We start from the raw sequence: 25,202 nt of genomic DNA, 5'->3' as shown, positions 1-25,202 counted from the left end.
AATCTTGACGATGACCTACTCTCACATGGGGAAACCCCACACTACCATCGGCGATGCATCGTTTCACTTCTGAGTTCGGGATGGGATCAGGTGGTTCCAATGCTCTATGGTCGTCAAGAAATTCGGTAGCCAGCGCGTGCCTTACGGTCACGTTCCAGCGAATGGGTATGCGATAGTTTGTGGGTTTTGACTCGAACTTTCGGTTCATTTCGTCTTCACACACCGCAATCTGGCGCCTTTCTCCGTTTCCAGAGCAGGATCAGCAAATTGCTTGGGTGTTATATGGTCAAGCCTCACGGGCAATTAGTACAGGTTAGCTCAACGCCTCACAGCGCTTACACACCCTGCCTATCAACGTCGTAGTCTTCGACGGCCCTTCAGGGGACTCAAGGTCCCAGTGAGATCTCATCTTGAGGCAAGTTTCCCGCTTAGATGCTTTCAGCGGTTATCTTTTCCGAACATAGCTACCCGGCAATGCCACTGGCGTGACAACCGGAACACCAGAGGTTCGTCCACTCCGGTCCTCTCGTACTAGGAGCAGCCCCTCTCAAATCTCAAACGTCCACGGCAGATAGGGACCGAACTGTCTCACGACGTTCTAAACCCAGCTCGCGTACCACTTTAAATGGCGAACAGCCATACCCTTGGGACCGGCTTCAGCCCCAGGATGTGATGAGCCGACATCGAGGTGCCAAACACCGCCGTCGATATGAACTCTTGGGCGGTATCAGCCTGTTATCCCCGGAGTACCTTTTATCCGTTGAGCGATGGCCCTTCCATACAGAACCACCGGATCACTAAGACCTACTTTCGTACCTGCTCGACGTGTCTGTCTCGCAGTCAAGCGCGCTTTTGCCTTTATACTCTACGACCGATTTCCGACCGGTCTGAGCGCACCTTCGTACTCCTCCGTTACTCTTTAGGAGGAGACCGCCCCAGTCAAACTACCCACCATACACTGTCCTCGATCCGGATAACGGACCTGAGTTAGAACCTCAAAGTTGCCAGGGTGGTATTTCAAGGATGGCTCCACGCAGACTGGCGTCCACGCTTCAAAGCCTCCCACCTATCCTACACAAGCAAATTCAAAGTCCAGTGCAAAGCTATAGTAAAGGTTCACGGGGTCTTTCCGTCTAGCCGCGGATACACTGCATCTTCACAGCGATTTCAATTTCACTGAGTCTCGGGTGGAGACAGCGCCGCCATCGTTACGCCATTCGTGCAGGTCGGAACTTACCCGACAAGGAATTTCGCTACCTTAGGACCGTTATAGTTACGGCCGCCGTTTACCGGGGCTTCGATCAAGAGCTTCGCGTTAGCTAACCCCATCAATTAACCTTCCGGCACCGGGCAGGCGTCACACCCTATACGTCCACTTTCGTGTTTGCAGAGTGCTGTGTTTTTAATAAACAGTCGCAGCGGCCTGGTATCTTCGACCGGCGTGGGCTTACGCAGCAAGTGCTTCACCCTCACCGGCGCACCTTCTCCCGAAGTTACGGTGCCATTTTGCCTAGTTCCTTCACCCGAGTTCTCTCAAGCGCCTTGGTATTCTCTACCCAACCACCTGTGTCGGTTTGGGGTACGGTTCCTGGTTACCTGAAGCTTAGAAGCTTTTCTTGGAAGCATGGCATCAACCACTTCGTCACCCAAAGGGTAACTCGTCATCAGCTCTCGGCCTTAAGATCCCGGATTTACCTAAGATCTCAGCCTACCACCTTAAACTTGGACAACCAACGCCAAGCTGGCCTAGCCTTCTCCGTCCCTCCATCGCAATAACCAGAAGTACAGGAATATTAACCTGTTTTCCATCGACTACGCTTTTCAGCCTCGCCTTAGGGACCGACTAACCCTGCGTCGATTAACGTTGCGCAGGAAACCTTGGTCTTTCGGCGTGGGTGTTTTTCACACCCATTGTCGTTACTCATGTCAGCATTCGCACTTCTGATACCTCCAGCAAGCTTCTCAACTCACCTTCACAGGCTTACAGAACGCTCCTCTACCGCATCACTTGCGTGATACCCGTAGCTTCGGTGTATGGTTTGAGCCCCGTTACATCTTCCGCGCAGGCCGACTCGACTAGTGAGCTATTACGCTTTCTTTAAAGGGTGGCTGCTTCTAAGCCAACCTCCTAGCTGTCTAAGCCTTCCCACATCGTTTCCCACTTAACCATAACTTTGGGACCTTAGCTGACGGTCTGGGTTGTTTCCCTTTTCACGACGGACGTTAGCACCCGCCGTGTGTCTCCCATGCTCGGCACTTGTAGGTATTCGGAGTTTGCATCGGTTTGGTAAGTCGGGATGACCCCCTAGCCGAAACAGTGCTCTACCCCCTACAGTGATACATGAGGCGCTACCTAAATAGCTTTCGAGGAGAACCAGCTATCTCCGAGCTTGATTAGCCTTTCACTCCGATCCACAGGTCATCCGCTAACTTTTCAACGGTAGTCGGTTCGGTCCTCCAGTCAGTGTTACCTAACCTTCAACCTGCCCATGGATAGATCGCCCGGTTTCGGGTCTATTCCCAGCGACTAGACGCCCTATTAAGACTCGCTTTCGCTACGCCTCCCCTATTCGGTTAAGCTCGCCACTGAAAATAAGTCGCTGACCCATTATACAAAAGGTACGCAGTCACCCAACAAAGTGGGCTCCCACTGCTTGTACGCATACGGTTTCAGGATCTATTTCACTCCCCTCTCCGGGGTTCTTTTCGCCTTTCCCTCACGGTACTAGTTCACTATCGGTCAGTCAGTAGTATTTAGCCTTGGAGGATGGTCCCCCCATATTCAGACAAAGTTTCTCGTGCTCCGTCCTACTCGATTTCACTTCTAAGATCCTTTCGCGTACAGGGCTATCACCCACTATGGCCGCACTTTCCAGAGCGTTCCGCTAAAATCAAAGAAGCTTAAGGGCTAGTCCCCGTTCGCTCGCCACTACTAAGGGAATCTCGGTTGATTTCTTTTCCTCAGGGTACTTAGATGTTTCAGTTCCCCTGGTTCGCCTCTTGCACCTATGTATTCAGTACAAGATAACCATCTTATGATGGCTGGGTTCCCCCATTCAGACATCTCCGGATCACAGTCTGTTTGCCGACTCCCCGAAGCTTTTCGCAGGCTACCACGTCTTTCATCGCCTCTGACTGCCAAGGCATCCACCGTATGCGCTTCTTCACTTGACCATATAACCCCAAGCAATCTGGTTATACTGTGAAGACGACATTCGCCGAAAATTCGAATTTCTCAACTAAGAGAACTCACAAATTTTACCTTAGCCTGAGCCGTTACCAGTGAAAGTAACGTCCAGTCTATCTTTCTATCACATACCCAAATTTTTAAAGAACGATCTAATCAAAAGACTAGAAATCAACATTCAGGCACCGTACGGTGGAATGCTCATTTCTAAGCTTTAAACGTTGGTGCCAATCTGTAATGGTGGAGCCAAGCGGGATCGAACCGCTGACCTCCTGCGTGCAAGGCAGGCGCTCTCCCAGCTGAGCTATGGCCCCGTATCGCTACAGGGGACACCATGAAATTGGTGGGTCTGGGCAGATTCGAACTGCCGACCTCACCCTTATCAGGGGTGCGCTCTAACCAACTGAGCTACAGACCCAATCGTCTTCTTCAATGAATCAAGCAATTCGTGTGGGAGCTCATGGAGCCGCTGCGGTCGTCGATTAAGGAGGTGATCCAGCCGCAGGTTCCCCTACGGCTACCTTGTTACGACTTCACCCCAGTCATGAATCACACCGTGGTAACCGTCCTCCCGAAGGTTAGACTAGCTACTTCTGGTGCAACCCACTCCCATGGTGTGACGGGCGGTGTGTACAAGGCCCGGGAACGTATTCACCGCGACATTCTGATTCGCGATTACTAGCGATTCCGACTTCACGCAGTCGAGTTGCAGACTGCGATCCGGACTACGATCGGTTTTGTGGGATTAGCTCCACCTCGCGGCTTGGCAACCCTCTGTACCGACCATTGTAGCACGTGTGTAGCCCAGGCCGTAAGGGCCATGATGACTTGACGTCATCCCCACCTTCCTCCGGTTTGTCACCGGCAGTCTCCTTAGAGTGCCCACCATAACGTGCTGGTAACTAAGGACAAGGGTTGCGCTCGTTACGGGACTTAACCCAACATCTCACGACACGAGCTGACGACAGCCATGCAGCACCTGTCTCAATGTTCCCGAAGGCACCAATCCATCTCTGGAAAGTTCATTGGATGTCAAGGCCTGGTAAGGTTCTTCGCGTTGCTTCGAATTAAACCACATGCTCCACCGCTTGTGCGGGCCCCCGTCAATTCATTTGAGTTTTAACCTTGCGGCCGTACTCCCCAGGCGGTCAACTTAATGCGTTAGCTGCGCCACTAAGAGCTCAAGGCTCCCAACGGCTAGTTGACATCGTTTACGGCGTGGACTACCAGGGTATCTAATCCTGTTTGCTCCCCACGCTTTCGCACCTCAGTGTCAGTATCAGTCCAGGTGGTCGCCTTCGCCACTGGTGTTCCTTCCTATATCTACGCATTTCACCGCTACACAGGAAATTCCACCACCCTCTACCATACTCTAGCTCGACAGTTTTGAATGCAGTTCCCAGGTTGAGCCCGGGGATTTCACATCCAACTTAACGAACCACCTACGCGCGCTTTACGCCCAGTAATTCCGATTAACGCTTGCACCCTCTGTATTACCGCGGCTGCTGGCACAGAGTTAGCCGGTGCTTATTCTGTCGGTAACGTCAAAACAATTACGTATTAGGTAACTGCCCTTCCTCCCAACTTAAAGTGCTTTACAATCCGAAGACCTTCTTCACACACGCGGCATGGCTGGATCAGGCTTTCGCCCATTGTCCAATATTCCCCACTGCTGCCTCCCGTAGGAGTCTGGACCGTGTCTCAGTTCCAGTGTGACTGATCATCCTCTCAGACCAGTTACGGATCGTCGCCTTGGTGAGCCATTACCTCACCAACTAGCTAATCCGACCTAGGCTCATCTGATAGCGCAAGGCCCGAAGGTCCCCTGCTTTCTCCCGTAGGACGTATGCGGTATTAGCGTCCGTTTCCGAGCGTTATCCCCCACTACCAGGCAGATTCCTAGGCATTACTCACCCGTCCGCCGCTCGCCACCAGGTACAAGTACCCGTGCTGCCGCTCGACTTGCATGTGTTAGGCCTGCCGCCAGCGTTCAATCTGAGCCATGATCAAACTCTTCAGTTCAAACATCTTTGGGTTTTGAGAAAACCCTAAACTTGGCTCAGCAATCGTTGGTTACATCTTTGATTTCTCGCGGAGTAACTTGTGATGCTGATAATCTGTTGACTAGCAGTCTGACTCCACAAGCACCCACACGAATTGCTTGATTCAGTTGTTAAAGAGCGGTGGGTTGAGCCTTTCGTCTCAACCGAGGCGCGCATTCTACAGCGCCCCGCGTATCTGTCAAGCGGTTATTTTAAGAAGTTTTCAAAGTTTCGCTTGGAAATCCTTAACAACTTCAACCACTTGCGCTTCCGATCTCTCGTTAGCGGGAGGCGAATTTTACAGCGTTAGTCGCTGCTGTCAACACCTCTTTTTTACCGCTTTCGATCGAGAGGATCGAACCGTCGACAGCGCCCATCAACCCGGCCTGCCCACTCCTTCCGCGCTTCGATGACCTGAAGCCGCACACTTTCGAAACCTACTCAACTCATTGAAACTCAAGGAGTTTTCCGTTTCGACTGCGCCGGAAGTGGGGCGAATTATAGACATCCAGAATTTGCCGTCAACCGTTATTTTCACAATTCTGTCATATCGGTCAAAAAACCCTGTAATACAAAGGCCGGTGGCCCAAGGGCACCGGCCTTTGTATTACGCCGATTAAAGGCTGGGGAATGCGAACTGCGAAGCCTCGTGGCTGGCACGCTGCGGCCAGCGCTGGGTAATGGCCTTGCGACGGGTATAAAAACGCACCCCGTCCGGACCGTAGGCATGCAGGTCGCCAAACAATGAACGCTTCCAACCGCCAAAGCTGTGATAGGCAACAGGCACTGGCAATGGAACGTTTACACCGACCATCCCGACTTCGATCTCATCGCAGAACAACCGTGCCGCCTCCCCGTCCCGGGTAAAGATACAAGTACCGTTGCCATACTCGTGATCATTGATCAGTTGCATCGCCTCTTCCAGGCTGTTGACCCGGACGATACACAGCACCGGTCCGAAGATTTCTTCCTTATAGATACGCATCTCGGGCATTACGCGATCAAACAGGCAACCGCCCAGGAAAAACCCGTCTTCATGCCCAGACACACTCAAGCCGCGACCATCGACAATCAGCGAGGCGCCTGCCGCCACACCCTCTTCTATATAGCCGCTGACTTTGTCCCGATGCTGGCCGGTCACCAACGGCCCCATGTCCAGACCGCAAGACGTACCGGCACCGATCTTCAGTGCCTGGATCTGCGGCACCAACTTGGCCACCAGCGCATCCGCCACCTGATCGCCGACACACACCGCCACCGAAATCGCCATGCAACGCTCACCGCATGAACCGTAAGCCGCGCCCATCAGCGCGCTGACGGCATTGTCCAGGTCGGCATCCGGCATCAACACCGCATGGTTCTTGGCACCGCCTAGCGCCTGAACGCGTTTGCCGCGACGAGTACCTTCGGCATAGATGTACTCGGCAATCGGCGTCGAGCCAACAAAACTCAGCGCCTTCACTTCCGGCGCTTCGATCAGTGCATCCACGGCTGCCTTGTCGCCATGGACCACACTCAACACCCCCTTTGGCAGACCGGCTTCCAGCAGCAACTGGGCGATCAGCAGGGTCGAACTCGGGTCACGCTCGGATGGCTTGAGGATGAAGCAGTTGCCGCAGACGATCGCCAGCGGATACATCCACAGCGGCACCATCGCCGGGAAATTGAACGGTGTGATGCCTGCCACCACGCCCAACGGTTGAAAGTCTGACCAGGCGTCGATGTTCGGTCCTACGTTACGGCTGTATTCGCCCTTCAGTATTTCCGGGGCCGCACAGGCAAACTCGACGTTCTCGATACCGCGTTTGAGCTCACCGGCGGCGTCTTCGAGGGTCTTGCCATGTTCTTCGCTGATCAACTGGGCAATGCGCGACTCGTTCTGCTCCAGCAACTGCTTGAAACGAAACATCACCTGGGCACGCTTGGCCGCCGGCGTATTGCGCCAGGCCGGGAAAGCCGCCTTGGCGGCATCGATGGCCTGCTGAACAGTTGCGCGATCCGCCAGCGGGACCTTGTGGATTGCTTGCCCGGTGGATGGGTTGAACACGTCGGCCGTGCGTGCGCTGTCGCTCAGCAATTCGCCATTGATCAGATGCGGGATGAGGCTCATGGGGACTCCAGACAATTCGCTCGCCAGGCGCTCTTGATCGAGCGCCTCTATATAAGAAATAAATCAGTCGATTCTATTCAGCACGTCACCGACCGCATCGAACAGACGATCCAGGTCCTGCGGCTTGCTGTTGAACGTTGGCCCGAACTGTAGGGTGTCGCCGCCGAATCGCACATAGAACCCGGCTTTCCACAGGGCCATCCCGGCCTCGAACGGACGCACGATGGCGTCGCCGTCGCGCGGGGCAATCTGGATCGCCCCGGCCAGGCCGAAGTTGCGAATGTCGAGGACGTTCTTCGAGCCTTTCAAACCATGCAAGGCATTCTCGAAATGCGGCGCGACCTCGGCCACGCTTTGCACCAGGTTTTCCTTCTGCAACAAATCCAGTGCCGCCAGGCCAGCCGCACAGGCCACCGGGTGCGCCGAATAGGTATAGCCGTGGGGAAACTCCACCGCATATTCGGGCGTCGGCTGGTTCATGAACGTCTGGTAGATTTCCGAACTGGCAATCACCGCCCCCATGGGGATGGCGCCGTTGGTGACCTGCTTGGCGATGCACATCAGGTCCGGAACCACGCCAAAGCTATCAGCGCCAAACATCGAACCGGTGCGACCGAAACCGGTAATGACTTCGTCAAACACCAGCAGGATGTTGTGCTGGTCGCAGATCTGCCGCAGACGCTTGAGATATCCCTCAGGCGGGACCAGGACCCCGGCGGATCCGGCCATCGGCTCGACAAATACGGCCGCAATGTTGGAAGCGTCGTGCAGCTCGATCAATTTCAGCAGCTCATCGGCCAGAGCGATGCCACCTTCCTTCGGCATGCCACGGGAATAGGCATTGCTGGCCAGCAAGGTGTGGGGCAGATGATCAACGTCCATCATGGCCTGGCCGAACAATTTACGGTTGCCACTGACACCGCCCAGGCTGGTGCCGGCGATGTTCACGCCGTGATAACCACGGGCACGGCCGATCATCTTGGTCTTGGTGGCCTGCCCCTTGAGGCGCCAGTAGGCACGGACCATCTTCACTGCGGTATCGGCGCACTCGGAACCGGAGTCGGTGAAGAACACATGGTTGAGTTTGCCCGGGGTCAGGCTGGTGATCTTTTCCGCCAGCTGGAACGACAGCGGATGGCCGTACTGGAATCCCGGGGAATAATCGAGGGTGCCCAATTGCCTGGCGACCGCCTCCTGGATTTCCTTGCGGGTGTGCCCGGCGCCACAGGTCCACAAGCCCGACAACGAATCGTAGACCTTGCGCCCCTTGTCATCCGTCAGCCAGCTACCCTCGGCGGCGACGATCAAGCGGGGATCGCGTTGGAAATTACGATTGGCCGTGTAGGGCATCCAGTGGGCATCCAGCTTGAGCTGGCTGGCCAGGGAACCGACAGCGTGTTCGGGCATGTTCATCGACAAAACCTCGCAGGGTATGGGCGGCATGAAGCCAAGGCGTTCTTGCGGCTACGTTGCCACGACGATAAAGTCGGTGAAATCCAGCTTTTCTAACCTTCAGTCAGCGGATCACTAAACTATGAGCGCTCGTCGTCCCGATCCACTGGCCCAAGTCAGCGACTTCGATATCCGCTTGCTGCGCATTTTCCGCAGCGTGGTGGAATGCGGCGGGTTTTCGGCAGCGGAAACCGTGCTTGGCATCGGCCGCTCTGCCATCAGCCAGCAGATGAACGATCTGGAGCAGCGTCTTGGCCTGCGTCTATGCCAGCGTGGGCGCGCGGGCTTTTCACTGACGGAGGAAGGGCGGGAAGTCTATCAATCGGCATTGCAGTTATTGAGCGCGCTGGAGAGCTTTCGCACCGAGGTCAACGGCCTGCACCAGCATTTGCGCGGTGAATTGACCATCGGCCTGACGGACAATCTTGTCACCCTGCCCCACATGCGGATCACTCACGCCTTGGCCCAGTTGAAAGAACGCGGGCCGGACGTGCAGATCCAGATTCGCATGATCGCTCCCAACGAAGTCGAACAAGGCGTGCTCGACGGGCGCCTGCATGTCGGCGTAGTGCCCCAGGCCAGCGCCCTTTCCGGACTCGAATATCAACCGCTCTACAGTGAGCGCTCGCTGCTCTATTGCGCAGTAGGCCATCCGCTGTTTTATGTGGACGACCAACAGCTTGAAGATGCTCGGCTCAACAGCCAGGACGCCATCGCGCCAACCTTTCGCCTGCCCGCCGAGATCCAGGCTCACTACCAGGCACTCAACTGCACCGCCAGCGCCTCGGATCGCGAAGGCATGGCGTTCCTGATCCTCACCGGACGTTACATTGGTTATCTGCCGGATCACTACGCCAATCTATGGGTTCAGCAAGGACGGCTGCGAGCCCTCAAGCCCTTGGCACGTTTTTATGATCTGAGCCTGGCGTCGGTCACACGCAAGGGTCGCCGCCCGCACCTGGTGCTGGAAAGTTTTCTCGAAAACCTGGCGGCAACCCGCTGACATTTTTGCAGTACACGGCTTTTATGGCAGCAGCACTTGTCGGATCCGCGCCGGTGCGCTATGAACGCACTTGCCCGCCCCCACAGACCCAGCCCGGAAACGTCCATGACCTTTGAAGTTCCTGCCCATGGTGGCAAGCCTACCGGCCGTATTCGTCAGAAAAACGAGGAAACCATCCTCAGGGCCGCCGAGGATGAGTTCGCCCGCCACGGCTTCAAGGGCACCAGCATGAACGCCATCGCCTTGAAGGCCGGATTGCCCAAGGCGAACCTGCATTACTATTTCACCAACAAGCTCGGCCTTTACGTCGCCGTGCTGAGCAACATCATCGAGTTGTGGGACAGCACTTTCAACTCCCTGACCGCCGAGGACGATCCAGCGCAGGCATTGACCCGCTACATCCGCGCCAAGATGGAATTCTCACGGCGCCAGCCCCAGGCATCGCGAATTTTCGCCATGGAAGTGATCAGCGGCGGCGAATGCCTGAGCGAGTATTTCAACCAGGACTATCGCGCCTGGTTCAAGGGCCGCGCGGCCGTGTTCCAGGCCTGGATCGATGCGGGCAAAATGGACCCGGTCGATCCGGTTCACCTGATTTTTCTGCTGTGGGGCAGCACCCAGCATTACGCCGATTTTGCCACCCAGATCTGCCGCGTGACCGGGCGTAGCAAATTGACCAGGCAAGACATGATCGACGCCGGCGACAATCTCATCCGCATCATTCTCAAAGGCTGCGGCCTGACACCAGACCTCTAGGACTCCATGCCTTATACCCTTGCCGGCTTTTGCGAATACCGTGAAGAAATCCGCAAAAGCCGTTTCATCACCTTCGCCGCCCCCATCACCAGCCCCGCCGAGGCCCAGGCCTTTATAGAGCGGCACAGCGACCTGGACGCCACGCATAATTGCTGGGCATGGAAACTGGGCGACCAATATCGCAGCAGCGACGATGGCGAGCCGGGCGGCACCGCCGGGCGCCCGATCCTCGCGGCCATCCAGGCCCAGGATTGCGATCAGGTGGTGGTGCTGGTCATACGCTGGTACGGCGGAATCCAGCTGGGTACCGGCGGTTTGGCCCGCGCCTATGGCGGCGGTGCGAACAAATGCCTGCAAACCGCCGAGAAGGTCGAATTGATCAGCCGCGTAGCGCTGCGTTGCCTGTGCGGTTTCGCCGAGCTGGCCCTGGTGAAACTGCGGATAGCTGAATGCGGCGGTCTGGTCCTCGCCGAGGATTTCACCGCCAACGGCGTGGAACTTCAATTGGCAGTCGGTGAAGAACACATCGAGAGCCTGCAGACGCGACTGGCCGATTTGAGTCGCGGACAGATACGACTTGAGCGCCCGGCAGCCTCATGAAAAAGCACAGGTTTGCCCACATGCGCTGTGCACCTGCCTGTGGATAACCTGGGCGCATCCAGCTGTAACCCTTCTGTCATGCGGGTTTTCGAGCATTGTTCGTTTTTCATACAAAAATTCGCCGATCCGGCGAATACGTCAAAAAACAAATGGTTGCGATGGTTTATCACTTTTAGAAGAAAGCCGCACAGGGCTTATGCCCGACTTTCAGGCTTGCGCACAATAACTGTGGAGCAACCTGTGGATAACCCGTTCATGGCTCCAGCGGCCCCAAGAACAGCATGGCTTGCAGCCGCCTGATCATTTTTTAACCAGACATTATAAGGACCTGAACCTGATCGAAACCGCATGACCGCTCCCGACGCGTTGTGCCGCAAGCTGAAACAACCGCCCGGGCAATGTTGTCCATTAACTCCGTGACTTTTCTTTCAAGGAAGCATTCATGAATTCGGCAAAAACCGCATTGATCATCGGCGCCTCTCGGGGACTGGGCCTCGGCTTGGTGAAGACGCTTCTGGGTGATGGCTGGAACGTGACCGCCACGGTACGTAACCCACAGAACGCCGAGGCCTTGAAGGCGCTGGGCCCGGTTCGAATCGAAAAGCTCGACATGGACGACCAGCAAGCCGTCATCGCCTTGAGCCAGCAGCTCAGGGACCAGACCTTCGACCTGTTGTTCGTCAATGCCGGCGTCAAAGGCCCCGACAACCAGAGCCCAGGCGGCGCAACGCTGGCTGAGGTCGGTCAGCTGTTCTTAACCAATGCCGTGGCACCGATCAACCTCGCCCAACGCTTCGTCGGGCAGATCCGCGACGGCAGCGGCGTGCTGGCCTTCATGAGCTCGGTGCTGGGCAGCGTGACCATGCCCGACGCCCCCGAACTTGCGCTGTACAAGGCCAGCAAAGCCGCGCTCAACTCCATGACCAACAGTTTTGTCAGTCAGCTGGGCGAGCAAGCATTGACCGTCCTGTCGCTGCACCCGGGCTGGGTAAAAACCGACATGGGCGGCGAAGGCGCGGCCATCGATGTCGAGACCAGCACCCGTGGGCTGATCGATCAGGTCAATGCCTTTGCCGGCAAGGGTGGACATCACTTCGTCAATTACAAAGGCGAGACGATTCCCTGGTAATCACCCCGATACCCCTGGAGCATCCAATCCTGCAGCACTTTTGTCGGGCACTGGAAATGTGTCCGGCAACCTGAGTACACTCCGAACCGCGCCCTCCAAGGCGCCCCTGGATCAGCAGACAGGGCATCACTGAGCTGGCTAACCTGAACCCACTTTCAGAGGAGCCGGCCACCATGCCTGCGACCCGTACCTGGTTAAAAAATCCCCTCGCCATTTTCACGGCCAACGGCCTCGATGCCCGTGGCGGTCTCGTCCTGCAGGACGGTGTGATCGTTGAGCTGCTCAACGCCGGGCAACAGCCCGCACAGCCTTGTGACACCGTGTTCGATGCTCGAGAACATGTGATCCTGCCGGGGCTGATCAACACCCATCATCACTTCTACCAGACCCTGACCCGCGCCTGGGCACCCGTCGTAAGCGAGCCGTTGTTCCCATGGCTGAAGACTCTCTATCCGGTGTGGGCGCGGCTGACTCCGGAAAAACTCGCGCTGGCGAGCAAAGTCGCGTTGGCCGAACTGCTGTTGTCGGGTTGCACCACGGCGGCCGATCACCACTACCTTTTTCCCGAAGGCCTGGAAAACGCCATCGATGTGCAGGTGCAATGCGTCGGTGAGCTGGGCATGCGCGCAATGCTGACCCGTGGTTCCATGAGCCTGGGCGAGGCCGACGGTGGCTTGCCGCCGCAGCAGACCGTGCAGCAGGGCCAGGTGATTCTCGACGACAGCCAGCGACTGATCGCTCGATACCATGAGCGCGGTGCCGGCGCGAAAATCCAGATTGCCCTGGCGCCCTGCTCGCCGTTTTCGGTCACGCCCGAGATCATGCGCGCCAGCGCCGAGCTCGCGGAAAAGCTCGACGTACGCTTGCATACCCACCTGGCCGAAACCCTCGACGAGGAGGACTTCTGCCGGCAGCGCTTCGGCCTGCGCACCGTGGATTACCTCGACAGCGTCGGCTGGCTGGGCCCACGTACCTGGCTGGCCCACGGCATTCATTTCAATCCTGACGAAATAACCCGTCTCGGCGCCGCCGGAACCGGAATCTGCCATTGCCCCAGTTCGAACATGCGCCTGGCCTCGGGCATTTGTCCGACGCTTGAACTGACCGCCGCCGGCGCCCCATTGGGCCTTGGGGTGGACGGCTCGGCGTCCAACGATGCGTCGAACATGCTGCTGGAAACCCGTCAGGCGCTATACATCCAGCGCTTGCGCTATGGCGCGCAAGCGATCACGCCGGAGAAGGTGCTGGGCTGGGCGACCCGAGGCTCGGCCCAATTGCTGGGACGCAGCGACATCGGCGAACTGGCAGAGGGCAAACAAGCCGACCTGGCGATGTTCAAGCTTGATGAGTTGCGCTTTTCCGGCAGCCACGATCCGATCTCGGCCCTGCTGCTGTGCGGTGCTGATCGGGCGGACCGGGTGATGGTCGCGGGTCAGTGGAGAGTGATCGATGGACAGGTCGAAGGGCTGGACCTGAAGGGCTTGATTGCCGACCACAGCCAGGCGGCGCGAGAGCTGATCGCGGGTACCTGACCCAACCAGAAAACCTGTGGGAGCGAGCCTGCTCGCGATAGCGGTTTCATATCCGGCACTGATATTGACTGACCTGGCCCAATCGCGAGCAGCTCGCTCCCACAGAGACTGTGACAGGTTCAAAGACCGAGCAACGACAACATGATAAACGTGGCAAACAGCACAAAGTGGGTCATGCCCTCGATGGCGTTGGTTTCGCCATCATTGAGGTTGATGGCGCTGACGATCAGGGTGATGAAGATCATCACCGTTTGCACCGGGGTCATCGCCATCTGGAAAGGCTGGCCGGTGTAGAGGGCCATGGCTTCCATCACCGGCACCGTCAGGATCACGGTGGACAGCGACGCGCCCAAGGCGATGTTCACCACCGACTGCATGCGATTGGCCAAGGCTGCGCGCAGGGCGGTGAGAATTTCCGGCGCAGCGGAGATGACCGCCACCAGAATTGCCGTGACCACCGGCGGCGCGCCGGAGCCTTCCAGCCCGAGGTCGATAGCCTTGGACATGACTTCGGCCAGCGCACCGATGACCACCACGCCGAACACCAGTGCGCCGATGGAAAACGCCAGGCTGATGGGTTTCGGCTCGGCTTCCACCGGTTCCTTCCTGCGGCGTTTTTCCGGGTAGCTGTAGCTGAAGAAATAGCTGTGTGGCCCCACCTGCATGCGCAAGAACAACGTATACAAGACGATCATCGCGCCGATGGTGAATGCCGAATAATGCTTCCAGTTTTCCTGCGGAATAAACTCCGGCACCACCATCGACACGCCCATGGCGGTGAGGATCATCACGCTGTAGGTACGCGCCGAATCGTCGTTATAGACCTGCTCGCCGTGCTTGAGCCCACCCATCAGCGCCGCCAGTCCGAGAATGCCGTTGATATCGAGCATCACCGCCGAATAGATCGTGTCCCGTACCAGGGTCGGCGACGCCTCGTTACTCATCATGATCGCCAGGATCACCACTTCCACCAGCACCGCCGACAAAGTCAGGATCATCGTGCCGTAAGGATCGCCGACCTTTTCCGCCAGCAACTCGGCGTGATGGGCCACGCGCATGGAGGCCGCGACGATGAAACCGATCAGCACCAGGCCGCCAACCAACGCCACGACCTGCCCGCTGCCCAGCAGCCAATGCTCCAGCGGGTAGGCGACAAAAGCGGCAAGCAGGGCCAGCAGCAGCAATTTTTCTTGCTTGATCAACGTCAGCATCGTGGGCCTATCGCCATGGACGGGTCATGAGCTACTAGACTGTGACGTGACGGGAACGTTTCCTTCGGATGTGCCGTAGCCGTCGTTCAGGCTTGCGCGGTTAGTGGATCAGCCGGTCAGGTTTTACCAGACATCGGCGTCCACCCCTGTAGAATGCCGCCATTGATTCGCTGATGAGAAAAAACCATGTACGACTGGCTTAACGCCTTGCCCAAGGCTGAACTGCACTTGCACCTGGAAGGCTCGCTGGAGCCCGAGCTGCTGTTTGCCCTGGCCGAACGCAACAAGATTGCCCTGCCGTGGAGCGACGTGGACACCCTGCGCCAGGCCTATGCCTTCAACAATCTGCAGGAGTTTCTCGACCTGTATTACCAGGGCGCCGACGTGCTGCGCACTTCCCAGGATTTCTACGACCTGACCTGGGCCTACCTGCTGCGCTGCAAGGCACAGAACGTGATTCACACCGAACCGTTCTTCGATCCGCAGACCCACACCGACCGGGGCATTCCATTCGAAGTGGTGCTCAACGGTATTGCCGCCGCCCTCAAGGACGGTGAGCAACAACTGGGCATCACCAGCGGCCTGATCCTGAGCTTCCTGCGTCACCTGAGCGAAGAGCAGGCGGAAAAAACCCTCGACCAGGCGCTGCCCTTCCGCGACGCGTTCGTGGCCGTCGGCCTGGACAGCTCGGAGATGGGCCACCCGCCGAGCAAGTTCCAGCGGGTGTTCGACAGGGCGCGCAATGAAGGCTTCCTGACCGTCGCCCACGCCGGCGAAGAAGGCCCCCCCGAGTACATCTGGGAAGCCTTGGATCTGCTGAAAATCCAGCGCATCGACCACGGCGTGCGAGCCATCGAAGACGAGCGGTTGATGCAGCGGATCATCGACGAACAGATCCCCTTGACGGTTTGCCCGTTGTCCAACACCAAGCTATGCGTGTTCGATGATATGTCGCAGCACAACATCCTCGACATGCTCGAACGCGGCGTGAAGGTGACGGTGAACTCCGATGACCCGGCGTACTTCGGCGGCTACGTCACCGAGAACTTCCACGCGTTGCACACGCATCTGGGCATGACCCAGGACCAGGCCAGGCGGTTGGCGCAGAACAGCCTCGATGCGCGGTTGGTGAAACCTTAATACTGGCGTTCAGCCCCTGTGGGAGCGAGCTTGCTCGCGATGGCGGTCTATCCGTTGACATCAATGTTGAATGTCGGACCGCTATCGCGAGCAAGCTCGCTCCCACAGGGGATTGTGTTTAGTCAGCGACCGTCGCCTCACTCAATTCCTCCAGCGTCTTGCCCCGCGTCTCCATTCCAAACAACCAGACCACGCCCGCCGCCACGGCAAAACACAGGGCGCCAAGGGCGAACACTCCGCCCTGCCCGGTGATCGGAAAGACCAAGCCGGTCACCAGCGGTCCAAGCAGCGAACCGATGCGACCGACCGCCGAGGCAAAGCCCGACCCCGTGGCTCGCGCCGAGGTGGGATACAGTTCCGGGGTGTAGGTGTAGAGCACTGCCCACATGCCGAACAGGAAAAACTGCATCAGCAGCCCGGAGCTGATCAGCAGCGTGACGTTCCCGCCAAACACCGCGCTCTGGCCATAAAGAAATGCCATGATCCCGCCGCCCAGCAGCGTGATGACACACACCGGTTTACGCCCCCACCGCTCCACCAGCCAGGCCGCCATCAGGAAACCGGGAATCCCGCCGAGGGAAATCAGCACCGTGTAATAAACCGACTGGGTCACCGCAAACCCCGACTGCTGCAGCAGCGCGCTGAGCCAGGACGTCAGCCCGTAGAAGCCGAGCAAGGCAAAAAACCAGACGCTCCAGATCATCATCGTGCGCTGGCGGTACAGCGGTGACCAGATCTGCGCCAGAGCCGAAAAGAAATTGCCGGGCGCCGTCGCCAGTGTCGGCAGGCTAATCGGTTCGGGCAGGTCCTGGCGACCCAGCGAGGCCCGGACCTTGTCTTCGATCCGCTTGAGTACGGCGTCCGCGTCGGCGCCCCGCCCCGCCTGCTCCAGCCAACGTGGCGACTCGGGGATGAAGAAGCGAATCACCAGGACGAACACTGCCGGCACCGCCAACACCAGGAAAATGTCCCGCCAGCCGATCAGCGGCAGCAGGAAATACGACAGCACCCCCGCCGCCACGAAGCCCAGCGGCCAGAAGCCATCCATCAAGGCGATGTAGCGTCCGCGCTGCCTCGCCGGGATCAGCTCCGAGAGCATCGACTGGGCAATCGGAAACTCCATGCCCATGCCGACGCCCAACAGGATGCGAAACAGCGTCAGCATCTCCACGTCCTGGGCGGTGGAACACAGGTAACTGGCGAGCCCCCACAAGACGATGCTCCACTGGAACACCGGTTTGCGTCCGAAGCGATCGGCAAGCAGCCCCGACAACGAGGCGCCCAGCACCATGCCGAAAAAGCTTGAACTGGCCAACAAACCGGCCTGGGCGGCGCTCAAGCCGAACTCGGTTCTGATCGAGCCCAGCAGGAACGTCATCATGGCCAGATCCATGGAATCAAAGAAAAAAGCCAGCGCGATAATAATGAAGATGACCCGGTGATAGCCGCTCATGGGCAACCGCTCAAGACGTTCCGCTGCACTGTAAACGTGAGTGTCCACTATTGCGTTCCCCCAATCCGATAGAACCCCGGACCGAGTGTGCGCGAACCTCACGGGCGGCTATTGCTGATAACGACCTGTGTACCGCTCTAGAGCGCCATTTCCAGAACCTCTTGCCTGGCGAATCGATGGATTTTCTGTTGACCGAGCGCGGTTACCTGCAACGCCCTGGAGTCGCTGGGCAGGCTGAGCCAGCCGGACTGCATGAACAATTGCAGCAATGCCGCCCCCAGCGCCCCTCCCAGATGTGGACGAAGTTCGCTCCAGTCGGGGCAGGCGCAGGCCATACGCGTCTCGCGATGAGCCAGTGCCTGGATGAACAGACCTCGCCCAGCCAGTTGGCTGGCACCTTTATGCGTGACGACCACCCGATGCTCAAGCTGTTCGAGCCATCCGGCTTCCAACAGCCGCTGATACAGGTCCGCCGCCAGTGTGCCTCCCAGGTGGTCATCGCAAAGCCTGGCCCGCATCAACGAAGCGGGTGCCGTCGGCGTCCTGTTAGGCATGAGGCTGCGCTTGAAGACTTCCGGAACCTGTCGCGGCGTGCTGGCCAGGGTTGCGCTCGCCAATGCATCGACGGCAGCGCCGATCTCGGGTGCCGCCAGGCGAAAAAACCGCTTGCGGCCACGGATTTCGACCTTCACCAGGCCACCGGCAGACAGACGTCCCAGATGGGCATTGGCCGAGGATGGCGAAAGCCCGGCCAGCAAGGCCAACTCTTCAGCTTGCCGGGCCGTACCGTCCATCAACGCCCACATCATTGCGCTGCGCTTGGGGTCGGCCAGCAGCGTGGCGATCTGGCTGATGCAAGGTGCATGTTCCATGTATTCACTCCCTGTTGAATCGTTCGTCTACTGCTCTGGGCGTACTGAGCCGTAATGAGGTGCCGGCCGGTTCCTGGCCGGTTGCAGCCGTGCTCGATGCCATGCCGATACACTCGGCCGCTAGTATAAGCGCGCGGATCACGGTTGCCTGTCCTCCGGAAACCTTTGGAGGCGATTGTTCGTGAGGGAAAAGTCTCTATTTATCCGCGACTATGGCCATTATCAAAAAATCATTGAAAGAGCCTGTCGCTCCAGCTGCTTTAATCTCGCGCCTGAATAGCCAAACATGGGCTTCATCGACCCCCCTTACGGAGCTGCTGTATGAAAGCCATCGCGTATTACCAATCGCTGCCTATCACCCACCCGCAGTCGCTGCAGGACATCGAACTGCCCGAACCGGTTGCGGGTCCCCGAGACCTGCTGGTGGAGGTCAAGGCCATTTCAGTCAACCCCGTCGACACCAAGGTCCGCCAGAACGTCCAGCCCGAAGCAGGCGCGGCCAAGGTGCTGGGTTGGGACGTGGCCGGCGTGGTCAAGGCCGTAGGCAGCGAAGTCACGCTGTTCAAGGCCGGAGACAAGGTGTTCTACGCCGGTTCGATCGCCCGGGCCGGAGGCAACAGCGAGTTGCACGTTGTCGACGAGCGCATCGTCGGTCATATGCCGCAGACCCTCGGTTTCGCCGAAGCGGCCGCACTGCCGTTGACCGCTATCACCGCCTGGGAATTGCTCTTTGATCGATTGCAGATCAAGGAAGGCCAGAGCGATCTGGGCCAGAGCCTGCTGATCGTCGGCGCCGCCGGGGGTGTGGGTTCGATCCTGACGCAATTGGCCCGCCAACTCACCGGACTGAACGTCATCGGCAGCGCTTCCCGGCCGCAGACCCAGGAATGGGTGCGAGACCTGGGCGCCCACCTCGTCGTGGATCACAGCCAACCGCTGAGCGATGCACTGAAGGAGGCGGGCCAGGCCCAAGTGACCCACGTTGCCAGCCTGACGCAGACCGATCAGCACCTCGACCAACTGGTCGAAGCCCTGGCGCCCCAAGGCAAACTGGCACTGATCGATGATCCCAAATCGCTGGACGTGACCAAGCTCAAGCGCAAGAGCCTGTCGTTGCATTGGGAGTTCATGTACACCCGTTCACTGTTCGAGACCGTCGACATGCTTGAACAACACAAGCTGCTCAACCGTGTGGCCCGACTGATCGATGCCGGCACGTTGAAGACCACGGTGGGCGAACACTTTGGCACCATCAATGCCGAGAACCTGCGCCGGGCTCACGCGTTGCTGGAAAGCGGCAAGTCCAAGGGCAAGATCGTGCTAGAGGGCTTCTGACTGCAGCGGGCAGTTGCCCTGCAAACAATCCTGCTGGGGGCAACTGCACCGTTAGTCCGACAATTGACCGTCGTCACAACTGCGCTGGCATTCGGGTCTACACTCGAGGCCTTTGCAACGCAATCTTTTACGTGAGGAGGTCAGCAATGAAGATCCTGATAAAAGAGGTGGCAAAATCCCAATGGCAAGTGCGTCTTGACCAGCACGTCGTGACCTTTCGCTCAGAAGCCGAAGCCCAGGCTTTCGCCGCGACCTTGCAAGCGCGCATCCATGCGCCGCATCAATTTCCCGAACATCAGCAACGTGCCGCCAGCTGACTCAGCTCTGCTGGCCCGCCTGAGCGAGCGCCCGGGCGTTCTGCAGCCGACGGGTCAGCATCGCGGCACCCACCACCAATAGTCCGCACAGGCTGATTACCATCGCCATCGGCACTGCCGTGCCGTCATGCAGCGCCGCCACCAGTGCGGCGGCCCCGGCGGCTACGGAAAACTGCAGGCACCCCAGCATCGCCGAAGCGCTACCGGCCCGGGCCCCCTGCCCGTTCATGGCGCAGGCCGATGCATTGGGAAGGATGCAGCCAAGGCTGGCGATGCAGATGAACAATGGGATCAGTAACGGCCACAAACGCTCCGGCTGCAAGGCGCTGACAGCCAGTAAACTGAGCCCGGCTATCCAGTAGACCCAGACGGCGCGAGCCAGCAAAAATGCCGGGCCTCGCCTGGACAACAAGCGGGCATTGACCTGGGCCACCAGGATGAAACCCGCCGCGTTGGTACCGAACAGCCAGCCGAAGTGTTCGGCCGGTACGCCGTAAAGCTTGATGAAGACAAATGGCGAACCGGCGATATAGGCAAACATCCCGGCAATCGCGATGCCGCCCGTCAGGGCGTGCCCTAGGAAAACCGAGTCTGTGAGAAGCCGACCGTACTGACGCAACGCGCCGGATAACGGTTGCCGAGGTACGTGGGCCGGCAAGCTCTCCGGGAGCCACAACGCGACGGCCGTCGCCGCGAGCGCGCTGAACAAGGTCAGGCCGATGAAAATTGATTGCCAACCGTACAGGTTCACCAGCAAGCCGCCGAGCATCGGCGCCAGGATCGGCGCCAGGCCCATCACCAGCATCAGTTGCGAGAACACCTTGGCCGAGCCCACCGCGTCGCATTTGTCGCTGACTACCGCCCGGGAGATCACCATCCCGGCACAGCCGCCCAACGCCTGGACGAAACGAGCGCCAATCAGCCATTCGAGACTGGGCGCATAGGCACAGGCCAGCGATGCCACGGTGAACAAGCCGACGCCTGTCAGCAACGGGATACGCCGTCCAAAGCGATCCGCCACCGGCCCGTAGGCCAGTTGCCCGAGGGACAGCCCGAGGAAGTAGGCGGCCAGGGTCAGCTGGACATGGTTTTCATCGGTGCCAAAGGCGATCGCCATTGCCGGGAAGGCCGGCAGATAGAAATCGATCGCCAAGGGACCAAAAGCGCTCAAGGCGCCAAGAATCAGAATGGTACGGAGGTTCATCGGGCGTCCAGCTCAGGCGTCAGTCGGCAGCCCGACAGTCTAGCCGGGCTGGGCGCTCTTGAACATTCCGATAGGTCGCTAACGATTGAAAAGTTTCAAGCAGGACTGGCTTCGTAACCCTCTTCCCTGATTGCCTCGATTACGGTATCGGACGACAACTTGCTTTGGACCTCAACAGTCTTGGCGCCCAGATCGACCTTTACCTCGGCGTCCGGGTCTTTGGCTTGAAGAGCCAGAGTGACTGCCTTTACACAATGACCGCAGGACATGCCTTGAACATTGAAGATCTGCATGAAAATGACTCCTTGGTTTGAGGTTGTGCGCAGTTTCAAGCTTGCCATCATGGCAAGGTCAAGTTCTGACGGAAACTGCCGGGCTGGCATTCGGCTGCGCGCTCGGCCAAGCTGCACACATCAAGGATTTAATACCGGAGGTTCAGCCATGCGCTGGTCAGCGTTCAGCCTGTTTTGCATGCTCGGTTTTTCTGCATTGGTGCCCCAGGCATCGGCCGCCGGCGAAGATTTCGGTGTGCTGATCATTTCCCGCGAGCGCCTGGAAGTGTCGACCAACTGCGAAATCGGCATCTACATTCAGGACCAGCTCGCGGCCAGGCTGTTCCAGGAGCAGAGCACTTCATTCAATTTGCCGCCGGGGCAGTTCTCCTTGCGCCTGAAATTGCTGCCAGGCCAGGCGCCGGGTTGCAACCCAGGCATGCTTGCCCCCGGTTCGCAGAACATCACGCTCAAGGCCGGCGACATCCTGAAGTACCGCATCGCCATGACGCATGAGGGCATGTACCTCAAGCAGGCTGATCTCGGTTACTGACCTCGCGAGTCCTTGTGGGAGCGAGCCTGCTCGCGAAAGCGGTGCGATAGCCGATGAAGAGATTGGCCTTACCGGCCTTCGCGAGCAGGCTCGCTCCCACGAGGGTCGCAAGCTTTTGAACTGGTGCTTGACCTTGCCCGCGTGGCAAGGTTGATCCTGTAGTCACTCACTACAGGGAGCCTGTCCGATGTCCGAGTCCACCACCTTCGATTTGCCGATTTCCGGCATGACCTGCGCAAGCTGTGCCGGGCGAGTCGAGCGAGCCTTGAGCAAGGTCGCCGGCGCCAGCGCCGTCAGCGTCAACCTGGCAACGGAACAGGCGCGGATCCAGGCCCCGCAGGGAAGCCTGCCGGCATTGATGCAGGCGGTCGAGCAGGCAGGTTACAGCGTTCCCGTCCAGACCCTGGAGTTGAGTATCGAGGGCATGACCTGCGCCTCTTGCGTGGGCCGGGTCGAACGGGCGTTGGGGAAAGTTGCCGGGGTGAACCGGGCCAGTGTCAATCTCGCCAATGAGCGAGCACACCTCGAATTGCTCGGGCAGGTTGATCCGCAAAGCCTGATCGATGCAGTCAAGCGCGCCGGTTACGACGCCAGTGTCTGGCAAGTCGAACAGCCTCGAAAAACCCAAGCCGATCAGCTGAGCCGCGAGCGCGTGGCCCTGGTGCTGGCGATTCTGCTGTCGATCCCGCTGGTATTGCCGATGCTGTTGCAGCCGTTCGGCGTGCATTGGATGCTGCCGGCCTGGGCGCAATTCGCGCTGGCGACGCCGGTGCAATTCATCTTCGGTGCGCGGTTTTACGTCGCGGCGTTCAAAGCCGTCCGCGCCGGCGCCGGAAACATGGACCTGCTCGTTGCCCTGGGCACCAGCGCCGGCTATGGCTTGAGCCTCTATGAGTGGGCGATGGCCCGACCGGGGAGCATGCCGCACCTGTATTTCGAGGCATCGGCCGTGGTGATTGCCCTGGTGCTGCTGGGCAAGTACCTGGAAAGCCGCGCCAAACGACAGACCGCCAGCGCCATCCGCGCCCTCGAAGCCTTGCGACCGGAGCGGGCGATTCAAGTGGTTGACGGTCAGGAACGGGACGTCGCTATCAGTGCCCTGCGCTTGAATGACCTGGTGCTGGTCAAGCCCGGCGAGCGCTTCCCGGTGGACGGTGAAGTGCTCGAGGGCCAGAGTCACGCCGACGAGGCGTTGATCAGCGGCGAAAGCCTGCCCGTGCCGAAGCAGCCCGGTGATCAGGTCACTGGCGGCGCGATCAATGGCGAAGGGCGCCTGTTGGTGCGCACCCGGGCCCTGGGGGCCGAGACCGTGCTGGCACGCATCATTCGCCTGGTGGAAGACGCCCAGGCCGCCAAGGCGCCGATTCAGAAGCTGGTGGACAAAGTCAGCCAGGTTTTCGTGCCGGTCGTATTGATCCTGGCACTCGCAACGTTGCTTGGCTGGTGGCTCTACGGTGCGCCGCTGGAGACGGCGCTGATCAATGCCGTCGCCGTGCTGGTGATCGCCTGCCCCTGTGCCCTGGGCCTGGCGACGCCGACGGCAATCATGGCCGGCACTGGCGTGGCCGCCCGCCACGGCATTCTGATCAAGGACGCCGAGGCGCTGGAACGTGCCCATGAAGTCGGCACGGTGGTGTTCGACAAGACCGGCACCCTGACGTCCGGCACGCCACGCATCGCCCATCTGGTGGCGCTTGACGGTGATGAAGACGCACTGCTGAACATGGCCGGCGCCTTGCAACGCGGCAGCGAACACCCGCTGGCCAAAGCGGTGCTCGACGCTTGCGCCGAACGCGGCCTGAGCGTAGCGGATGCCAGCGATAGCCAGTCCCTGACCGGACGCGGCATCGCCGGTAGCCTCGACGGGCGCCGCCTGGCCTTGGGAAATCGTCGTCTGCTGGAAGAGCTGGGCCTGAACCCCGGTTCGCTGGCCGAGTCGGCGCAAGCCTGGGAAACCGAAGGCCGAACCCTGTCCTGGCTCGTCGAGCAAGGCGCAACGCCTCGGGTCCTGGGCCTGCTCGCCTTCGGCGATACCCTCAAGCCCGGCGCTCTGGCGGCGGTCGAGGCCTTGAAGCAACGTCACATCGCCAGCCACCTGCTCACGGGCGACAACCGGGGCAGCGCTCGGGTCGTTGCCCAGGCATTGGGAATCGCCAACGTCCACGCCGAAGTGTTGCCGGGCGACAAGTCCGCCATCGTTCAACAACTGAAAACCCACTCGGTGGTGGCGATGGTCGGCGATGGCATCAACGACGCTCCGGCCCTGGCCGCCGCGGACATCGGCATTGCCATGGGCGGCGGCACCGACGTGGCGATGCAGGCCGCCGGCATCACCCTGATGCGCGGCGATCCGCGCCTGGTACCGGCGGCGCTGGACATCAGCCGCAAGACCTACGCGAAAATCCGTCAGAATCTGTTCTGGGCGTTCGTCTATAACCTGATCGGCATTCCGCTGGCGGCGTTCGGTTTGCTCAACCCGGTGTTGGCCGGCGCAGCCATGGCGCTGTCGAGCGTCAGCGTGGTGAGCAATGCATTGTTGTTGAAATTCTGGACACCCGCGCATCTGGAGGACAAGCGATGAACATTGGCCAGGCAGCCCGCCAGAGCGGCCTCAGCGCAAAGATGATCAGGTACTACGAATCCATCGGCCTGCTCAGGGCAGCCCATCGCACGGAGAGTGGCTATCGGATCTATGGCGCCGATGACTTGCATACGTTGGCATTCATCAAGCGCTCCCGGGATCTGGGGTTTTCCCTGGAAGAGGTCGGCAAGTTGCTGACTTTGTGGCAGGACCGTCAGCGTGCCAGCGCCGACGTAAAGGCTCTGGCCCGGCAACATATCGACGAACTGAACCAGAAAATTCGCGAACTGGCCGAACTGCGCGACACGCTCCAGGATCTGGTGGAGCACTGCCAGGGCGATCATCGCCCGGATTGCCCGATCCTCAGGAAACTGGCGTCGGGGTGATGTAGACCTATTACCACCTGTGGGAGCGAGCCTGCTCGCGAAGACGGCGGCCAATGCATTGATGCAA

At 59.1% G+C, this 25,202-nt stretch carries 18 protein-coding genes, 2 tRNA genes and 3 rRNA genes; 11 read left to right on the top strand and 12 right to left on the bottom strand.

What is annotated here, in order from left to right; translation table 11 throughout:
- Positions 1-2 precede the first annotated feature (2 nt).
- From rrf to J3P86_RS03195, 7 genes are all read right to left on the bottom strand, one after another.
- Positions 3-118 (bottom strand): 5S ribosomal RNA (gene rrf / locus J3P86_RS03225).
- Between the two features lie 164 nt (positions 119-282).
- Positions 283-3,174, bottom strand: a 23S ribosomal RNA gene (locus J3P86_RS03220).
- Positions 3,175-3,425: 251 nt separating this feature from the next.
- A tRNA-Ala gene (locus J3P86_RS03215) sits at positions 3,426-3,501 on the bottom strand.
- Between the two features lie 27 nt (positions 3,502-3,528).
- Positions 3,529-3,605: transfer RNA gene (locus J3P86_RS03210), tRNA-Ile, on the bottom strand.
- Between the two features lie 65 nt (positions 3,606-3,670).
- Positions 3,671-5,209 (bottom strand): 16S ribosomal RNA (locus tag J3P86_RS03205).
- The 16S, 23S and 5S rRNA genes sit together here with 2 tRNA genes alongside, the layout of an rRNA operon.
- A gap of 636 nt (positions 5,210-5,845) precedes the next feature.
- The gene (locus tag J3P86_RS03200) at positions 5,846-7,339 is read right to left on the bottom strand and encodes a CoA-acylating methylmalonate-semialdehyde dehydrogenase (RefSeq protein ID WP_434699401.1); all 1,494 of its coding nucleotides are present in this window, start codon (positions 7,337-7,339) and stop codon (positions 5,846-5,848) included.
- A gap of 63 nt (positions 7,340-7,402) precedes the next feature.
- Positions 7,403-8,752 carry an aspartate aminotransferase family protein gene (locus J3P86_RS03195; protein WP_434699400.1) on the bottom strand — a complete coding sequence of 450 codons (1,350 nt, stop codon included), beginning with the start codon at positions 8,750-8,752 and terminating at the stop codon, positions 7,403-7,405.
- A 121-nt stretch (positions 8,753-8,873) separates the two neighbouring features.
- Here J3P86_RS03195 and J3P86_RS03190 point away from each other — a divergent pair, with 121 nt between their 5' ends.
- From J3P86_RS03190 to J3P86_RS03170, 5 genes are all read left to right on the top strand, one after another.
- Positions 8,874-9,794, top strand: coding sequence for a LysR family transcriptional regulator (locus J3P86_RS03190; protein ID WP_434602727.1), 921 nt, complete (start codon positions 8,874-8,876; stop codon positions 9,792-9,794).
- A 105-nt stretch (positions 9,795-9,899) separates the two neighbouring features.
- A complete protein-coding gene (locus J3P86_RS03185; RefSeq protein WP_305497021.1) occupies positions 9,900-10,550 on the top strand; it encodes a TetR/AcrR family transcriptional regulator in 651 nt (216 codons plus the stop codon).
- Positions 10,551-10,556: 6 nt separating this feature from the next.
- Positions 10,557-11,150 carry an IMPACT family protein gene (locus J3P86_RS03180; RefSeq protein ID WP_434699399.1) on the top strand — a complete coding sequence of 198 codons (594 nt, stop codon included), beginning with the start codon at positions 10,557-10,559 and terminating at the stop codon, positions 11,148-11,150.
- 442 nt (positions 11,151-11,592) lie between these two features.
- Positions 11,593-12,279: an SDR family oxidoreductase gene (locus J3P86_RS03175; RefSeq protein ID WP_434699398.1), complete on the top strand. Its 687-nt coding sequence runs from the start codon at positions 11,593-11,595 to the stop codon at positions 12,277-12,279.
- 173 nt (positions 12,280-12,452) lie between these two features.
- Complete coding sequence (locus J3P86_RS03170) at positions 12,453-13,811, top strand: 8-oxoguanine deaminase (protein WP_434699397.1); 1,359 nt, start codon at positions 12,453-12,455, stop codon at positions 13,809-13,811.
- A 119-nt stretch (positions 13,812-13,930) separates the two neighbouring features.
- Here J3P86_RS03170 and J3P86_RS03165 read toward each other — a convergent pair whose 3' ends face one another.
- Positions 13,931-15,022, bottom strand: a complete 1,092-nt coding sequence (locus tag J3P86_RS03165) for a calcium:proton antiporter (protein ID WP_305497028.1) — start codon at positions 15,020-15,022, stop codon at positions 13,931-13,933.
- Positions 15,023-15,208: 186 nt separating this feature from the next.
- On the opposite strand from J3P86_RS03165, the gene J3P86_RS03160 reads away from it, so the two are divergent.
- Complete coding sequence (locus tag J3P86_RS03160; RefSeq protein ID WP_434569912.1) at positions 15,209-16,162, top strand: adenosine deaminase; 954 nt, start codon at positions 15,209-15,211, stop codon at positions 16,160-16,162.
- Positions 16,163-16,280: 118 nt separating this feature from the next.
- Here the strand turns inward: J3P86_RS03160 and J3P86_RS03155 are convergent, their stop codons facing one another.
- Positions 16,281-17,615 carry an MFS transporter gene (locus J3P86_RS03155; RefSeq protein WP_434700599.1) on the bottom strand — a complete coding sequence of 445 codons (1,335 nt, stop codon included), beginning with the start codon at positions 17,613-17,615 and terminating at the stop codon, positions 16,281-16,283.
- A 137-nt stretch (positions 17,616-17,752) separates the two neighbouring features.
- Positions 17,753-18,487: an ArsR/SmtB family transcription factor gene (locus J3P86_RS03150; protein ID WP_434699396.1), complete on the bottom strand. Its 735-nt coding sequence runs from the start codon at positions 18,485-18,487 to the stop codon at positions 17,753-17,755.
- A 321-nt stretch (positions 18,488-18,808) separates the two neighbouring features.
- Here J3P86_RS03150 and J3P86_RS03145 point away from each other — a divergent pair, with 321 nt between their 5' ends.
- Both J3P86_RS03145 and J3P86_RS03140 read left to right on the top strand, forming a co-directional pair.
- A complete protein-coding gene (locus tag J3P86_RS03145) occupies positions 18,809-19,822 on the top strand; it encodes a zinc-binding alcohol dehydrogenase family protein (protein WP_434699394.1) in 1,014 nt (337 codons plus the stop codon).
- A gap of 146 nt (positions 19,823-19,968) precedes the next feature.
- On the top strand, positions 19,969-20,139 hold the full coding sequence (locus J3P86_RS03140; protein ID WP_305497035.1) for a hypothetical protein: 171 nt from the start codon (positions 19,969-19,971) through the stop codon (positions 20,137-20,139).
- Between the two features lies 1 nt (position 20,140).
- On the opposite strand, the gene J3P86_RS03135 is transcribed toward J3P86_RS03140, so the two are convergent.
- Together J3P86_RS03135 and J3P86_RS03130 are read right to left on the bottom strand one after the other, a co-directional pair.
- Complete coding sequence (locus J3P86_RS03135) at positions 20,141-21,343, bottom strand: multidrug effflux MFS transporter (RefSeq protein ID WP_434695966.1); 1,203 nt, start codon at positions 21,341-21,343, stop codon at positions 20,141-20,143.
- Positions 21,344-21,438: 95 nt separating this feature from the next.
- On the bottom strand, positions 21,439-21,636 hold the full coding sequence (locus tag J3P86_RS03130) for a heavy-metal-associated domain-containing protein (protein ID WP_434626291.1): 198 nt from the start codon (positions 21,634-21,636) through the stop codon (positions 21,439-21,441).
- A gap of 148 nt (positions 21,637-21,784) precedes the next feature.
- Here J3P86_RS03130 and J3P86_RS03125 point away from each other — a divergent pair, with 148 nt between their 5' ends.
- The 3 genes from J3P86_RS03125 to cueR all read left to right on the top strand — a co-directional run bounded on the left by J3P86_RS03125 (position 21,785) and on the right by cueR (position 25,135).
- Positions 21,785-22,168 carry a hypothetical protein gene (locus tag J3P86_RS03125; RefSeq protein WP_434626292.1) on the top strand — a complete coding sequence of 128 codons (384 nt, stop codon included), beginning with the start codon at positions 21,785-21,787 and terminating at the stop codon, positions 22,166-22,168.
- Between the two features lie 187 nt (positions 22,169-22,355).
- Complete coding sequence (locus J3P86_RS03120; protein WP_434626293.1) at positions 22,356-24,749, top strand: heavy metal translocating P-type ATPase; 2,394 nt, start codon at positions 22,356-22,358, stop codon at positions 24,747-24,749.
- Entirely contained in the window at positions 24,746-25,135 is a 390-nt protein-coding gene (gene cueR / locus J3P86_RS03115; protein WP_434626294.1) for a Cu(I)-responsive transcriptional regulator, read from the top strand. Before J3P86_RS03120 ends, cueR begins: the two co-directional genes overlap by 4 nt.
- Positions 25,136-25,202 lie beyond the last annotated feature (67 nt).

This window comes from Pseudomonas sp. D1-1 (assembly GCF_051132225.1).
In the GTDB taxonomy this organism is placed as follows: domain Bacteria; phylum Pseudomonadota; class Gammaproteobacteria; order Pseudomonadales; family Pseudomonadaceae; genus Aquipseudomonas.
The sequence above is the reverse complement of the archived record's forward strand: the minus strand, read 5'-3'. Positions and strand labels throughout refer to the sequence as shown.